General features: G+C 50.8%; 14 protein-coding genes and 1 pseudogene. 8 read left to right on the top strand and 7 right to left on the bottom strand.

Going from position 1 to position 13,959, the window contains the following annotated elements; genetic code table 11:
* Positions 1-203: 203 nt before the first annotated feature.
* Together mobB and mobA are read right to left on the bottom strand one after the other, a co-directional pair.
* Positions 204-704, bottom strand: coding sequence for a molybdopterin-guanine dinucleotide biosynthesis protein MobB (mobB, locus tag OGY83_RS01860; protein ID WP_286635083.1), 501 nt, complete (start codon positions 702-704; stop codon positions 204-206).
* Entirely contained in the window at positions 701-1,285 is a 585-nt protein-coding gene (mobA, locus tag OGY83_RS01865; protein WP_003028614.1) for a molybdenum cofactor guanylyltransferase MobA, read from the bottom strand. Before mobA ends, mobB begins: the two co-directional genes overlap by 4 nt.
* Positions 1,286-1,354: 69 nt before the next feature.
* Here mobA and OGY83_RS01870 point away from each other — a divergent pair, with 69 nt between their 5' ends.
* The 3 genes from OGY83_RS01870 (at position 1,355) to dsbA (ending at position 3,327) form a co-directional block, all read left to right on the top strand.
* Positions 1,355-1,624, top strand: coding sequence for a YihD family protein (locus OGY83_RS01870; protein WP_003028616.1), 270 nt, complete (start codon positions 1,355-1,357; stop codon positions 1,622-1,624).
* Positions 1,625-1,700: 76 nt separating this feature from the next.
* On the top strand, positions 1,701-2,687 hold the full coding sequence (locus tag OGY83_RS01875; RefSeq protein WP_286635084.1) for a serine/threonine protein kinase: 987 nt from the start codon (positions 1,701-1,703) through the stop codon (positions 2,685-2,687).
* Between the two features lie 16 nt (positions 2,688-2,703).
* Positions 2,704-3,327 carry a thiol:disulfide interchange protein DsbA gene (dsbA, locus tag OGY83_RS01880; RefSeq protein ID WP_003028621.1) on the top strand — a complete coding sequence of 208 codons (624 nt, stop codon included), beginning with the start codon at positions 2,704-2,706 and terminating at the stop codon, positions 3,325-3,327.
* Between the two features lie 29 nt (positions 3,328-3,356).
* Here the strand turns inward: dsbA and yihG are convergent, their stop codons facing one another.
* Positions 3,357-4,277, bottom strand: coding sequence for a 1-acylglycerol-3-phosphate O-acyltransferase, YihG family (gene yihG / locus OGY83_RS01885; RefSeq protein WP_286635086.1), 921 nt, complete (start codon positions 4,275-4,277; stop codon positions 3,357-3,359).
* Between the two features lie 363 nt (positions 4,278-4,640).
* Between yihG and polA the strand changes: the two genes are divergently transcribed.
* Both polA and spfP read left to right on the top strand, forming a co-directional pair.
* Positions 4,641-7,427 carry a DNA polymerase I gene (gene polA / locus OGY83_RS01890; protein WP_286635090.1) on the top strand — a complete coding sequence of 929 codons (2,787 nt, stop codon included), beginning with the start codon at positions 4,641-4,643 and terminating at the stop codon, positions 7,425-7,427.
* A 166-nt stretch (positions 7,428-7,593) separates the two neighbouring features.
* Entirely contained in the window at positions 7,594-7,641 is a 48-nt protein-coding gene (gene spfP / locus OGY83_RS25245) for a small protein SpfP (protein ID WP_071892919.1), read from the top strand.
* Between the two features lie 227 nt (positions 7,642-7,868).
* Here the strand turns inward: spfP and yihA are convergent, their stop codons facing one another.
* Positions 7,869-8,501: a ribosome biogenesis GTP-binding protein YihA/YsxC gene (yihA, locus tag OGY83_RS01895; RefSeq protein ID WP_063941722.1), complete on the bottom strand. Its 633-nt coding sequence runs from the start codon at positions 8,499-8,501 to the stop codon at positions 7,869-7,871.
* A gap of 209 nt (positions 8,502-8,710) precedes the next feature.
* Between yihA and OGY83_RS01900 the strand changes: the two are divergent.
* The 3 genes and pseudogenes from OGY83_RS01900 (at position 8,711) to hemN (ending at position 11,136) form a co-directional block, all read left to right on the top strand.
* A pseudogene (locus tag OGY83_RS01900) lies at positions 8,711-8,959 on the top strand (hypothetical protein).
* 105 nt (positions 8,960-9,064) lie between these two features.
* Entirely contained in the window at positions 9,065-9,574 is a 510-nt protein-coding gene (gene yihI / locus OGY83_RS01905) for a Der GTPase-activating protein YihI (RefSeq protein WP_249415609.1), read from the top strand.
* 188 nt (positions 9,575-9,762) lie between these two features.
* Positions 9,763-11,136, top strand: coding sequence for an oxygen-independent coproporphyrinogen III oxidase (gene hemN, locus OGY83_RS01910; protein ID WP_286635092.1), 1,374 nt, complete (start codon positions 9,763-9,765; stop codon positions 11,134-11,136).
* Positions 11,137-11,223: 87 nt separating this feature from the next.
* Here the strand turns inward: hemN and OGY83_RS01915 are convergent, their stop codons facing one another.
* The 3 genes from OGY83_RS01915 to glnL form a co-directional block, all read right to left on the bottom strand.
* Entirely contained in the window at positions 11,224-11,334 is a 111-nt protein-coding gene (locus tag OGY83_RS01915) for a YshB family small membrane protein (protein WP_003028631.1), read from the bottom strand.
* A gap of 111 nt (positions 11,335-11,445) precedes the next feature.
* Entirely contained in the window at positions 11,446-12,855 is a 1,410-nt protein-coding gene (glnG, locus tag OGY83_RS01920) for a nitrogen regulation protein NR(I) (RefSeq protein ID WP_191213625.1), read from the bottom strand.
* A gap of 10 nt (positions 12,856-12,865) precedes the next feature.
* The gene (glnL, locus tag OGY83_RS01925) at positions 12,866-13,915 is read right to left on the bottom strand and encodes a nitrogen regulation protein NR(II) (RefSeq protein WP_008786986.1); all 1,050 of its coding nucleotides are present in this window, start codon (positions 13,913-13,915) and stop codon (positions 12,866-12,868) included.
* Positions 13,916-13,959: the final 44 nt, after the last annotated feature.

A 13,959-nucleotide genomic window follows, 5' to 3' on the forward strand; every position in this document is an offset into this window, starting at 1 on the left:
TCTCCCCATGCGAGAGTAGGGAACTGCCAGGCATTAATTAAAGTGAAAAAGCCCATCCTGACGGATGGGCTTTTTTGCGTGCGTGCGAGGTGAAAACCGCCGGATGCGGCGTGCCGCCTTATCCGGCCTACAGCTGCTGGACTGATTGTGTTTTGTAGGCCTGATAAGCGCAGCGCATCAGGCACATCGCAGCACCACAGTTACTATCTTATCCATTGCGTAATAAAATCAGCAAGTTGCTGTATATCGTTGATATCTAACAATGGAACATCCACCGCCAGCGGAACGTCACTGGCAACTGCGATAACATATTCGTCCATCACCAATTCCTCAGGACTATGCCCGCAGCCTTCGCGAAAAAGTAGGATCTTAGCGACAGGTTCATGCTTAAATCCCTCAACCAACACCATATCCAACGTTGAAGCATCCATCCGACTTACCAGATACGCTAAATCCAGTTCGGGCTCTTCCGGTGTTTCTACCATTAATGCCCAACGTTGCTGGCTGGCGACCAGCGTTTGTGCTGCACCGGCTTTGCGCAGTTCATAGCTATCTTTACCGGGCTTGTCGACATCCATATTGTGGTGAGTATGTTTAATCAATCCGGGGCGTATACCTCTGGCACGTAGTTCCGGGATCAACTTTTTGAGCAGCGTGGTTTTTCCCGTGCCGCTCCATGCTGCAATGGCGAGTAATGGGATCATGATTTTTCCTGCCATTTTGCGAGCTCTTCGGGGGTGTTCACGTTTACGAACGCATCTTTATGATCGCTGAAATCGACAGCATGACCGCCAGCCAGACGCATAAAGACCATAACGCGTCGTTCACCAGACTGAAGATAATCCTGCAGCAAAGGCTGCATAGAGCGGTGCATCAGCGCAATGGTTGGGTGATCTCTTTCCCCATCATGCACCCAGACAACCGGTGCAGCTTTGCGCTGCTCTTTTAAACGAGCGACCAGATCGTGAGGAATATAGGGCATATCGCACGGGCAAAACAGAAACCACTCCCCCGTTTGCTGCAGGAATACCGATAGCATCCCGGCCAGTGGGCCTGGGAAATCGGCCAGGGAATCGGGAATAACTTTCAGGCCGCTTTGCTGGTATATATCCCGGTGGCGATTGGCATTAACCACCACGGTTTCGACCTGCAAAGCGAGAATGTCGGCCACATGCCGCCAAAGAGGTTTACCGTCCAGTTCAAGCAGACCTTTGTCGGTTCCACCCATCCGTCTGGCCTTACCGCCAGCCAGCACAACCCCTGTTATTGCACTATCCAGAATCACTGATATCGCCTCTTTTAATGTGGGATTGACCCTGCTAACGTATCTGTATTGAGCCTAAGGAGCACAACCATGAAATGTAAACGTCTGAATGAAGTTATTGAACTCCTCCAGCCTGCCTGGCAGAAGGAACCCGATCTTAACCTGATGCAATTTTTACAGAAACTGGCGCAAGAGTCAGGTTTTGACGGCGAACTGGCGGATTTAACTGATGACATTCTGATCTATCACCTGAAAATGCGTGACTCAGCGAAGGATGCTGTCATCCCAGGTATTCAGAAAGATTATGAAGAAGATTTTAAAACCGCACTACTCCGCGCACGTGGCGTAATTAAAGAGTAAAAGCTTGTAATCGCCGCCACCGAAAGCGCTGCGAAATGATATCCTGAATCATTCGTAGTATTTTCCGGATGATGGGATGAACGACAACGCTTTTAATTTCCAGACGCTACACCCGGATACCATTATGGATGCACTGTTTGAGCAGGGGATCCGGGTGGACTCCGGGCTTACCCCACTTAACAGCTATGAAAACCGTGTCTATCAATTTCAGGACGAAGACCGTCGACGCTTTGTCGTTAAGTTTTATCGCCCTGAACGTTGGTCTGTCGATCAGATCCAGGAAGAGCACCTGTTTGCTCTGGAACTGGTAAGCGATGAAGTCCCGGTAGCTGCGCCGTTGGTACTGAACGGCCAAACGCTGTTAAGCCACCAGGGTTTCCATTATGCGATCTTCCCCAGCGTCGGTGGACGCCAGTTTGAAGCCGACAACATCGATCAGATGGAGGCGGTGGGGCGCTATCTCGGGCGTATGCACCAGACCGGATGCAAGCGTACTTTCGCCTTCCGCCCAACGATTGGCCTTGAAGAGTACCTGACTGAGCCGCGTAAAGTTTTTGAACACGCACAGCTTATCCCATCAGGGCAAAAAGCGGCTTTCCTGAAGGCAACGGATGCGCTTATCGCGATCGTTACCGAACGCTGGCATACGCGTTTTACCACGTTACGCCTGCACGGTGATTGTCATGCCGGTAATATTCTGTGGCGCGATGGCCCGATGTTTGTCGATTTAGATGATGCCCGCAATGGTCCGGCTATTCAGGATTTATGGATGCTCCTCAATGGTGATAAAGCTGAACAACGCATGCAGCTAGAAACCATTATCGAGGCTTATGAAGAGTTTAGTGAGTTCGACATCTCTGAAATCGGACTGATAGAACCTTTACGCGCTATGCGTTTAGTTTATTATCTTGCCTGGCTAATTCGACGTTGGGCTGACCCTGCGTTCCCAAAAAACTTTCCGTGGTTAACCGGGGAAGATTACTGGCATCGTCAGACCGCGACCTTTATTGAGCAGGCAAAAATTCTGCAAGAGCCCCCCTTACAATTAACGCCAATGTATTAATCGGAGAAACTTGAACATGAAAAAAATATGGCTGGCGCTGGCTGGTATGGTCTTAGCTTTTAGCGCATCTGCAGCGCAGTTCCAGGATGGTAAACAATACATCACCCTGGAGAAGCCTGTTGCGGGTGAACCGCAAGTGTTGGAGTTCTTCTCCTTCTACTGCCCGCACTGCTATCAGTTTGAAGAAGTGCTTCACGTCTCTGATAACGTGAAGAAAAAGCTGCCGGAAGGCACCAAGATGACCAAATATCACGTCGAGTTTCTCGGGCCTTTGGGCAAAGATCTGACGCAGGCATGGGCGGTTGCAATGGCGCTGGGCGTTGAAGATCAGGTCACTGTTCCGCTGTTTGAAGGGGTTCAGAAAACCCAGACCGTTCAGTCTGTTGCTGATATCCGTAAAGTGTTTGTCGATGCGGGTATTAAAGGCGAAGACTATGATGCGGCATGGAACAGCTTCGTAGTGAAATCACTCGTGGCACAGCAGGAAAAAGCGGCGGCTGATTTACAGCTGCAGGGCGTTCCGGCGATGTTCGTGAATGGTAAATATCAGGTAAATCCGCAAGGCATGGATACCAGCAGCATGGATATCTTTGTACAGCAGTATGCGGATACCGTGAAATACCTGGTCGGTCAGAAGTAAAAGCAAAAGCCGGTCACTGACCGGCTTTTTTATTTTGAGGCTTTAATCGCGTCGAGCTGCGCGTCTTTCTCACTCCACAGCGTATTCAACCACAGCTGAAAGCGGCGCTTGAATGCCTTATCATTCACGTAATCACCGTGTAACTCTTCATGGATTGGCTCAAGATTCACCCGCACGACAATCCGCGTTAGCTTACCGCTCAGCATATCGTAGAACGGTCGGCTACTGTTTTCCGGATAGCACAACGTGACGTTCAACATTTTATCGAACTGTGACCCCAGTACGTTCAATGCCATTGCAATACCTGCCGCCTTAGGAGGGAGCAGGTTTTGATAGGGCGAGCGGGTTTGTTCACGTTTATCTTTGGTAAAGCGCGAACCTTCGACAAAATTCACAATGGTTGTCGGGTGTACGCGAAACTTCTCGCAGGAACGACGCGTTGTTTCGACATCTTTACCACGGCGTTCCGGATGGCGAAGCAGAAAGCCACGTGAATAGCGTTTCATAAACGGCATATCCAGCGCCCAGCAGGCCAGGCCAATAAAGGGCACCCAGGCCAACTGCTGCTTGAGGAAATATTTATTCATCGGGATGTGCTTACGGAACAGAACGCAAAGCACAACGATATCGGCCCAGCTGTAATGATTACAAATGAGTAGATACCAGTTTTTCTTGCTAAGACCTTCCAGCCCCTCAATATCCCATTTCAGTTGCGGATTAAGGTGCAGCAGTAGCGCCAGACCTTCACACCAGCAGTACATCATGAAATTACAGAAGACAGAAACCTTGCGCCAGACGACAGGAATGGGCAAAAGGAGTTTCACAACCCCGGCAAGGATGATCGGCACAGAACAAAAAATCGTGACCAATATGGTCAATACGATACTCAGCAACAGCGTTATCGCAGCGAGTATTCTCGTCATAATTAAATTATTCAAAAGGTTAGCCATAGACAGTGCGCGAAAGAGGCACAAGAGGTTGATTTTATCAGAAAACGAACCAAATGATGGATCTTCCCTGAATAGAAAAAAAGAGAATATCTATCCACATCAGGATATAAGCTGAAAAAATGGAATAAAATGCTGTGCTTTAAATTAACTCACTGAAATTCTTGATAAAATATAATGAAGCATTAATTTACTTGCTATATTTAAAGAGCTGCAAATTATTTATTCACAAAGTTATCCACAGCTGTCTTTGCGAGCAAAGCAGAAGATCTGCAAAAGTTTTTCGACAAATGCGGCGAAAAACTCATGTTTTCATCCTGTCTGTGGCATCCTTTACCCATAATCTGATAAACAGGCACGGACATTATGGTTCAGATCCCAGAAAACCCACTTATCCTTGTAGATGGCTCATCTTACCTGTATCGCGCATACCACGCGTTCCCACCGCTGACTAACAGCGCAGGAGAACCTACGGGCGCGATGTACGGTGTCCTCAACATGCTGCGTAGCTTGATTCTGCAATATCAACCAACCCATGCTGCGGTGGTATTCGACGCCAAGGGTAAAACCTTCCGTGATGAATTATTCGAACATTATAAGTCTCACCGCCCACCTATGCCGGACGATCTGCGTGCACAGATAGAACCCCTGCATGCGATGGTAAAAGCGATGGGGCTGCCACTGTTGGCTGTTTCTGGTGTGGAGGCAGATGATGTTATCGGTACGCTGGCGCGGGAAGCAGAGAAGATCGGTCGCCCGGTGCTGATTAGCACCGGTGATAAAGATATGGCTCAGTTGGTGACGCCGAATATCACCCTAATCAACACCATGACCAATACGATCCTCGGTCCGGATGAAGTGGTGAATAAGTACGGTGTCCCGCCGGAACTGATCATTGATTTCCTGGCGCTGATGGGGGATTCCTCAGATAACATTCCTGGCGTTCCAGGCGTAGGTGAAAAAACCGCTCAGGCACTGCTGCAGGGGCTGGGTGGGCTGGATACCCTCTATGCTGAATCAGGCAAAATAGCGGGGCTGACCTTCCGTGGTGCGAAAACCATGGCGGGCAAACTTGAGCAGAACAAAGAGGTGGCGTACCTCTCTTATCAATTGGCTACCATCAAAACAGATGTTGAGCTGGAATTGACCTGTGAGCAGCTGGAAGTCCGTCAGCCCGCTGCAGAAGAACTGCTTGGCCTGTTTAAACAGTATGAATTCAAACGTTGGGTTACTGACGTTGAAGCGGGTAAATGGCTACAGGCAAAAGGAACGAAGCCGGCTGCAAAACCGCAAGAAACTACTGTTGTCGATGAAACGCCTGAGGAGTCGGCCACGGTTCTTTCGTACGATAACTATGTGACAATTCTGGACGAAGCCACACTGGAAGCGTGGATCGCGAAGCTGAAAAAAGCACCTGTCTTTGCCTTCGATACTGAAACTGACAGCTTGGATAACATTTCCGCGAATCTGATTGGCCTGTCTTTTGCCATTGAACCGGGTGTGGCGGCGTATGTTCCTGTTGCCCACGATTACCTGGATGCCCCTGACCAGATCGCGCGCGACCGCGCATTGGAGCTGCTAAAGCCGTTGCTGGAAGATGAGAACGCGCACAAAGTCGGGCAAAACCTGAAGTACGATCGTGGCATCCTGGCGAACTATGGCATCGAGCTGCGCGGCATCACTTTTGACACCATGCTCGAATCCTACATTCTTAACAGCGTCGCTGGACGACACGATATGGACAGCCTGTCGGACCGCTGGTTGAAACATAAGACCATCACCTTTGAAGAGATTGCTGGAAAAGGCAAAAACCAGCTGACCTTTAACCAGATAGCACTGGAAGAGGCCGGACGTTACGCTGCGGAAGACGCCGACGTTACGCTACAGCTGCATCTGAAGATGTGGCCAGAATTACAGCAGCATAAAGGGCCGCTGAACGTCTTTGAAAATATCGATATGCCGCTGGTGCCGGTTTTGTCTCGCGTTGAGCGCAACGGTGTGAAAATCGATCCGGCTGTTCTGCACAAGCATTCTGAAGAGCTGACGCTACGTTTGAATGAGCTGGAGCAAAAAGCGCACGAGATCGCCGGAGAAGCGTTTAACCTCTCTTCCACCAAGCAACTGCAAACCATCCTGTTTGAAAAGCAGGGTATTAAGCCGCTGAAGAAAACCCCTGGCGGCGCGCCATCAACGTCAGAAGAGGTACTGGAAGAGCTGGCGCTGGATTATCCGTTACCGAAAGTGATCCTGGAATATCGTGGTTTAGCAAAACTGAAGTCGACCTATACGGATAAGCTTCCGTTGATGATTAACAAGAAAACCGGGCGCGTGCACACCTCCTACCATCAGGCGGTTACCGCCACCGGACGCTTGTCTTCAACGGATCCAAACCTGCAAAACATCCCGGTACGTAATGACGAAGGTCGTCGTATTCGTCAGGCGTTCATTGCGCCAGAAGACTACGTGATTGTCTCCGCGGACTACTCACAGATTGAACTGCGTATCATGGCGCACCTTTCACGTGATAAAGGTCTGCTTACCGCGTTCGCTGAAGGGAAAGATATTCACCGCGCAACGGCGGCTGAAGTCTTTGGTTTACCACTTGATTCCGTGACCAGCGAGCAACGCCGCAGCGCGAAAGCCATCAATTTCGGTTTGATCTACGGGATGAGTGCCTTTGGTCTGGCGCGCCAGTTGAATATTCCGCGCAAAGAAGCACAGAAGTACATGGATCTCTACTTTGAACGCTACCCAGGTGTGCTGGAATATATGGAACGCACCCGAGCGCAGGCGAAAGAGCAAGGCTATGTAGAAACGCTGGAAGGTCGCCGTCTCTATTTACCGGATATTAAATCCAGTAATGGTGCTCGTCGCGCTGGTGCTGAACGTGCGGCCATTAACGCCCCGATGCAGGGAACTGCCGCAGATATTATCAAACGAGCCATGATTGCCGTGGATGGATGGCTGCAAACCGAGCAACCGCGCGTGCGCATGATCATGCAGGTACACGATGAACTGGTGTTTGAAGTGCACAAAGATGATCTGGAAAGCGTCTCTAAAAAGATCCACCAACTGATGGAAAACGAGACTCAGATTGACGTGCCGTTGCTGGTGGAAGTCGGGAGTGGTGAAAACTGGGATCAGGCGCACTAAGAGTTTACTTAATAACGTCCCTTTTTCGTAACTAAGCAACATAAGAGAGAGCTTTTTGTGATGTCCATTAGAATTCCCTATGTAAGGAATGAAAAAAAATTACAAAAAGTGCTTTCTGAGCTGCTCAAAAAAGAGTAAAGTTATTCTCGTAGGGTACAGAGGTAAGATGTTCTATCTTTCAGACCTTTTACTTCACGTAATCGGATTTGGCTGAATATTTTAGCCGCCCCAGTCAGTAATGACTGGGGCGTTTTTTATTTTGCTCGTCATACTTCAAACTGCATACGCGTTGGCTTCCTCGCTCACCCCAGTCACTTACTTATGTAAGCTCCTGGGATTTGCTGCGTCGCCGCCTTTATGCAACTCGAATTATTTAGAGCAAAAATAAAGATCTGTAGGCCGGATAAGACGCGCAACGGCGCCATCCGGCATATCGGTGGGTTATTCTCCGTCCTGCTCCTCTTCAACCGGTGCCAGTTCACTAAACCAGCTATCCAGTTTTTGCCGCAGTTTGTCCACACCAAGCTTTTTCAGCGATGAAAATGCTTCTACCTGCACATCACCGTTAAATGCCAGTACGGCTTCACGTACCATATTCAGCTGCGCTTTGCGTGCACCGCTGGCCAGCTTATCTGCTTTAGTCAGCAGTACCAGAACCTGAACGTTGCTCTCAACCGCCCACAGGATCATCTGTTGATCGAGATCTTTTAACGGGTGACGAATATCCATCAGTACCACCAGACCTTGCAGACTCTGACGTTTTTCCAGATATTCAGCCAGCGCGCGTTGCCATTTACGCTTCATCTCTTCCGGAACTTCGGCATAACCGTATCCTGGCAAATCGACCAGGCGTTTGCCGTCAACGACTTCAAACAGGTTGATGAGCTGAGTACGACCCGGCGTTTTAGATGTACGCGCCAGACCTTTTTGATTCGTCAGGGTATTTAGCGCACTGGATTTGCCTGCGTTGGAACGGCCAGCAAAAGCCACTTCGATACCGGTATCGGAAGGTAAGTGGCGAATATCAGGCGCACTCATCACAAAGTGCGTCTGTTGATAATTCAAGTTAGTCAAAGCAGTCCTCTCCATCAATCAGGGCTTTGCAGCGATTATACCTGAACCCCAGCAAAAGACTGGTTTTTCGACGGGTAGGCAGTGTAAGTAAAAACCCCGCGCTTTGTGAGACATTGCCGACAGTTTCTATACGAGATGACAGAGTAAAAAATAACAGAACTAAAATAAATCATAGAGTTACAGTTGGGCGCTATTCTTAAAATCTGAAATTGTTACCCCGGTTACTTGTACGTTTAAACCAAAAGGGTAAAGTAGCGTCCATAGCGAGGAAGCTGACAGGATAGACGACTCAGGATGAGGGTCAGGAGCGCCAGGAGGCGAAGACACAGGATTGTCAGGAAGACAAACGTCCGGAGACGTTAGTATAAGGAAATGGAAACAACACGGAATGTTACAGGCTAAGGGAAAAACAGGGTGTGTTGATAGCCAACAAGGATTGTAGAGCCCGTAAGGGTTGAGAGTCAGGAAAAAAGGCGACAGATTACTCTGTCGCCTTTTTTCTTTATTTCTGCTAGATTCCGGCGCAATTATATACTGAATAAAACAGCCAAAGACGAATCATGATGAAACCAACTTCTACACCACGCGGTAAAGGTCCTGCAAAAGCGCGTCGTAAAACACGCGAAGAAATTAACCAGGAAGCTCGCGACCGTAAGCGCCAGAAAAAACACCGTGGTCATGCGGCAGGTAGCCGTGCGTCCGGTAGCGAAGGCGCATCTGGTGGCGGAAACCAAAATAAGCAAAAAGATCCTCGTATTGGCAGCAAAACCCCCATTCCATTGGGCGTGACCGAAAAAGTCACCAAACAGCACAAACCGAAGAGTGAGAAACCTATGCTTTCACCACAGGCTGAGTTGGATTTACTGGAAACGGATGAGCGCCTGGATGCGCTGCTGGAGCGTCTTGAAGCTGGAGAAACCCTGAGCGCGGAAGATCAGTCCTGGGTTGATGCCAAGCTGGACCGCATCGATGAGCTGATGCAAAAGCTGGGTCTTTCTTACGATGACGAGGAAGAAGACGAAGAAGAAGAAAAGCAGGAAGACATGATGCGCCTGCTGAAAGGTGGCAACTAACGGTTTTACACCGTGGGTCTTCCCATCCTGCTTATAACCCTTCCGGTTATATGTTATCTGGTGTGGTTATTCGTTAAACTACAGCGGTTGTCGCGGCGACAGAAGTGGCTGCGCAACCGACTTATCACCCGTACTGGGGTTAAGTCGGTACGCCGTACCCGCCAGAGACGCCATCGGAAGGAGTGAGCATGTCAGAGCAGTTAATAGACTGGGACCTGGCCCTGATCCAGAAATATAACTATTCCGGGCCACGATATACCTCGTACCCGACCGCGCTGGAGTTTTCTGAAGACTACGGCACAGAAGCATTTCTAAAGGCCGTGGCGCGTTATCCTGAGCGTCCTCTCTCGCTGTACGTTCACATCCCGTTCTGCCACAAGCTGTGTTATTTCTGCGGCTGTAACAAGGTCGTGACTCGTCAGCAGCATAAAGCCGATCAATACCTCGATGTCTTAGAACAAGAAATTATTCATCGCGCACCGCTGTTTGCCGGACGTCATGTCAGTCAGCTGCACTGGGGCGGCGGCACGCCAACGTATCTGAATAAAGCGCAAATCAGCCGTTTGATGTCGCTGCTACGTGGCAATTTTAACTTTAACGACGACGCCGAAATCTCGATCGAAGTGGATCCGCGTGAAATTGAGCTGGATGTGCTCGATCATTTACGTGCTGAAGGTTTTAACCGCCTGAGCATGGGGGTGCAGGACTTCAATAAAGAAGTTCAGCGTCTGGTGAACCGTGAGCAGGATGAGGAGTTTATCTTTGCGCTGCTGAATCATGCGCGTGAGATTGGCTTTACCTCGACGAATATCGATCTGATTTATGGTTTGCCAAAACAGACGCCGGAAAGTTTTGCCTTCACCCTGAAACGCGTTGCTGAGCTGAATCCAGACCGACTGAGCGTGTTTAACTACGCGCACCTGCCGACGCTGTTTGCCGCTCAGCGCAAAATTAAAGACGCCGACCTGCCCAGCGCGCAGCAGAAGCTGGATATCCTGCAGGAGACCATCTCTTCGCTGACCGAAACTGGCTATCAGTTCATTGGCATGGATCACTTTGCCCGCCCGGATGACGAACTGGCCATTGCTCAACGCAAGGGTGTGCTGCATCGTAATTTCCAGGGTTATACCACCCAGGGTGATACCGATCTGCTGGGAATGGGCGTGTCGGCCATTAGTATGATTGGCGACAACTACGCGCAGAACCAGAAAGAGCTGAAGCGCTATTATCAGCAGGTAGACGAGCAGGGGGACGCGCTGTGGCGCGGAATTGCCCTGACCCGCGATGACTGCATTCGTCGTGATGTTATTAAGCTCCTGATCTGCAACTTCCGCCTCGACTATGCCACTGTGGAACAGCAATGGGATCTGAACTTCGCTGACTATTTTGCCGAAGACCTGAAACTGCTGGCACCGCTGGCGAAAGATGGGCTGGTGGATGTCGATGAGAAGGGGATTAAGGTGACGCCGAAGGGCCGTCTGCTGATTCGTAATATTTGCATGTGCTTCGATGCGTATCTGCGCCAGAAAGCGCGGATGCAGCAATTCTCACGGGTGATTTAACGCTTTTCCGGGTGGCGCTTCGCTTACCGTGCCTACGAAAATCTCAATACGTAGGTCGGGTAAGCGAAGCGCCACCCGGCGAACCCGCTAGCTGAACAGCCCAACCAGCGCCGCGCACAATACTGCGGCAACCGCAGTTTGTGGCGTATGGCTTTCGACCGCACCGCTCGACAGCAGATTAATCATAGATTCCAGCATGATGACTTCCCCCGTTTTCCGGGCACGATCATACTTAACTCATCGGAACAGTAAAGCGCAAAATAGCAGCAATTTGCGCTCGATTATTAATCTTTACACAGTGACGATATGTCACTCCATTCCGAGTTCTTTTAGCTTACGCGTCAAGGTATTACGACCCCAACCGAGTAAGCGTGCCGCTTCCTGTTTATGCCCTTGAGTATGACGGAGCGCGGTAGTCAACAGCGTGCGCTCCAACTCTGGTTGGGCCTCAGAAAGCAAGTTTTGATGACCGGAGCGTAATGCCCGATCCGCCCACTGTGCCAATAGCGTTGCCCAACTATCCGGCTGCATATGGGACGGTGCGTCTGGCACAGAGGTTTCAAACAGCTCGGATGGTAAGTCCTGAATCAGTACTTCCTGCCCGGCGGCCATTACGGTTAACCAGCGGCAGGTGTTCTCAAGCTGACGTACGTTACCCGGCCAGGCCAGACGTGTCAGCGCAGCCTCGGTTTCCGGGTGTAATTGTTTGGCTTCCACCCCCAGTTCGCGGGCGGCCTCCTGCAGGAAATGACGCGCCAGGCGGGGGATATCTTCCCGACGTTCGCGCAGTGGTGGCAGATGTACCCGAATAACGTTCAGCCGATGGAATAAGTCTTCACGGAATTTGCCTTCCTGCACGCGTAGTTCAAGGTTTTGGTGTGTGGCGGCGATAATGCGCACATCTACCTTTACGGGCGCGTAACCGCCAACACGGTAAAACTGTCCATCGGCTAATACGCGTAATAAACGCGTCTGTACGTCCAACGGCATATCGCCAATTTCATCGAGGAACAACGTACCGCCGTCGGCCTGTTCAAAGCGTCCCTGACGAATGGTATTCGCCCCGGTAAACGCGCCTTTCTCGTGACCAAACAGCTCAGATTCGATCAAATCTTTCGGGATTGCCGCCATGTTCAGCGCGATAAACGGCGCTTTGACGCGCGGGCTATGACGGTGCAACGCATGGGCGACCAGCTCTTTACCGGTTCCGGACTCCCCGTTAATCAATACGCTGATTGAAGACCGGGACAGGCGGCCAATAATGCGAAAGACGTCCTGCATTGCTGGTGCTTCGCCGATGATGTCGGTTGTGGGGCCGTTAATCTGAACATTACGCGGCTGCTGCTGTTCCTGATAATGGCTGATGGCACGCTCGACCAGCGCCACGGCTTCATCAATATCAAAAGGTTTGGGCAGATAATCAAACGCCCCTTGCTGGTAGGCGCTGACGGCGGCATCCAGATCGGAGTGCGCGGTCATTATGATGACCGGAAGCATCGGATGCCGCTGTTTAATCTGTTTTAACAGCGTCAGGCCGTCCATACCCGGCATGCGGATATCCGACAACAGCACGTCCGGCGTCTTGCTGGCCAGCGCGTCCAGTACCTCTTTACCACTTTCAAATGTGGTACAGCTTAGCCCTGCCCCTGCGAGCGCACGTTCAAGCACCCAACGGATGGAACTATCGTCATCAACGACCCAGACTATTCCTCGTTGCATAAACGTCACCTTATTTCCTGATAGGCAGGTAAACCGAGAACTCGGTATGACCCGGCCAACTGGTAAATTCAATTTTGCCGGAATGTTGATCAATCAAATTACGGGCGATAGATAATCCAAGGCCGGTACCGCCTTCGCGACCGCTGACCATTGGGTAGAACAGCGTATCCTGCAAATGCGAAGGAATACCCGGGCCGTTATCCTCTACATCAATTCGTGCCGCCAGACGGTAACGCATGCCGTGTAGCGTGAGCTGAAACGCGGTGCGGGTACGCAGAATGATCTCGCCGCCTTCCGGTCCCAGTGCCTGCAAAGCATTGCGTACGATGTTCAGCAAAACCTGCTCGATCTGGTCCGGGTCGTGCAGTAATTCGGGCAGACTTGGGTCGTAATCCCGGATTAGCGTGACGTTTTCCGGCAGCTCCATTGAGACCAGCGCCACCACGCGTTCCGCCACTTTGTGAATACTTTCCGTGATGTGCATGCCGGGCTGTTGCGGTCCCAGCAGACGGTCGACCAGGTTACGCAGGCGGTCCGCCTGTTCAATAATAACTTTGGTATATTCGGTCAGCGCCGGGTCCGGAAGCGCTTTACTGAGAAGTTGCGCCGCACCGCGTAATCCGCCCAGCGGGTTTTTAATTTCATGTGCCAGACCACGCACCAGATCGCGGGCGGCAATCTGCTGGGCGTGCTGGAGCTGTTCCTGACTCAGACGGCGCTGGTTATCCATAGGGGCCATCTCCAGCAAGATAAGGCCATCAGGCAACCTCTGAGCGGTCACAGAGAGGATATGTGAGTGGCTGTCTATCACCAGCGTCACTTCGTTATCCGTAAAGCCCTGGCCTGCTTCCAGGCTCTCTCGCATCAGTCCGATGTTTAAGGAGAAATAACTCAACAGATCGGGAAGCGGTGTACCAAACAGTTTGCGGGAGCTTTGGGCGAGCAACTGCTGTGCCGCCGGGTTGGCGTAATGTACAGCCAGCTCATCGTCGACAAGTAAGATGCTGTTGATTAAAGAATTGAGGATCTGCCCAGCATCGGGCAGCGTGCCGGTTGCCATTCAGCAGTCTCCTGAAAAGTGTTGCACCAATTTAGTGCATTATA

Source organism: Citrobacter sp. Cpo090, assembly GCF_030332665.1.
GTDB lineage: Bacteria > Pseudomonadota > Gammaproteobacteria > Enterobacterales > Enterobacteriaceae > Citrobacter > Citrobacter portucalensis.

Coding starts and splice junctions, on each gene's coding strand:
- OGY83_RS01915 (WP_003028631.1), bottom strand. CDS start 11,334: ATGCTGGAATCTATGATTAATCTGCTGTCGAGCGGTGCGGTCGAAAGC.
- OGY83_RS01875 (WP_286635084.1), top strand. CDS start 1,701: ATGAACGACAACGCTTTTAATTTCCAGACGCTACACCCGGATACCATT.
- glnL (WP_008786986.1), bottom strand. CDS start 13,915: ATGGCAACCGGCACGCTGCCCGATGCTGGGCAGATCCTCAATTCTTTA.
- dsbA (WP_003028621.1), top strand. CDS start 2,704: ATGAAAAAAATATGGCTGGCGCTGGCTGGTATGGTCTTAGCTTTTAGC.
- glnG (WP_191213625.1), bottom strand. CDS start 12,855: ATGCAACGAGGAATAGTCTGGGTCGTTGATGACGATAGTTCCATCCGT.
- yihG (WP_286635086.1), bottom strand. CDS start 4,277: ATGGCTAACCTTTTGAATAATTTAATTATGACGAGAATACTCGCTGCG.
- hemN (WP_286635092.1), top strand. CDS start 9,763: ATGTCAGAGCAGTTAATAGACTGGGACCTGGCCCTGATCCAGAAATAT.
- mobB (WP_286635083.1), bottom strand. CDS start 704: ATGATCCCATTACTCGCCATTGCAGCATGGAGCGGCACGGGAAAAACC.
- OGY83_RS01870 (WP_003028616.1), top strand. CDS start 1,355: ATGAAATGTAAACGTCTGAATGAAGTTATTGAACTCCTCCAGCCTGCC.
- polA (WP_286635090.1), top strand. CDS start 4,641: ATGGTTCAGATCCCAGAAAACCCACTTATCCTTGTAGATGGCTCATCT.
- yihI (WP_249415609.1), top strand. CDS start 9,065: ATGAAACCAACTTCTACACCACGCGGTAAAGGTCCTGCAAAAGCGCGT.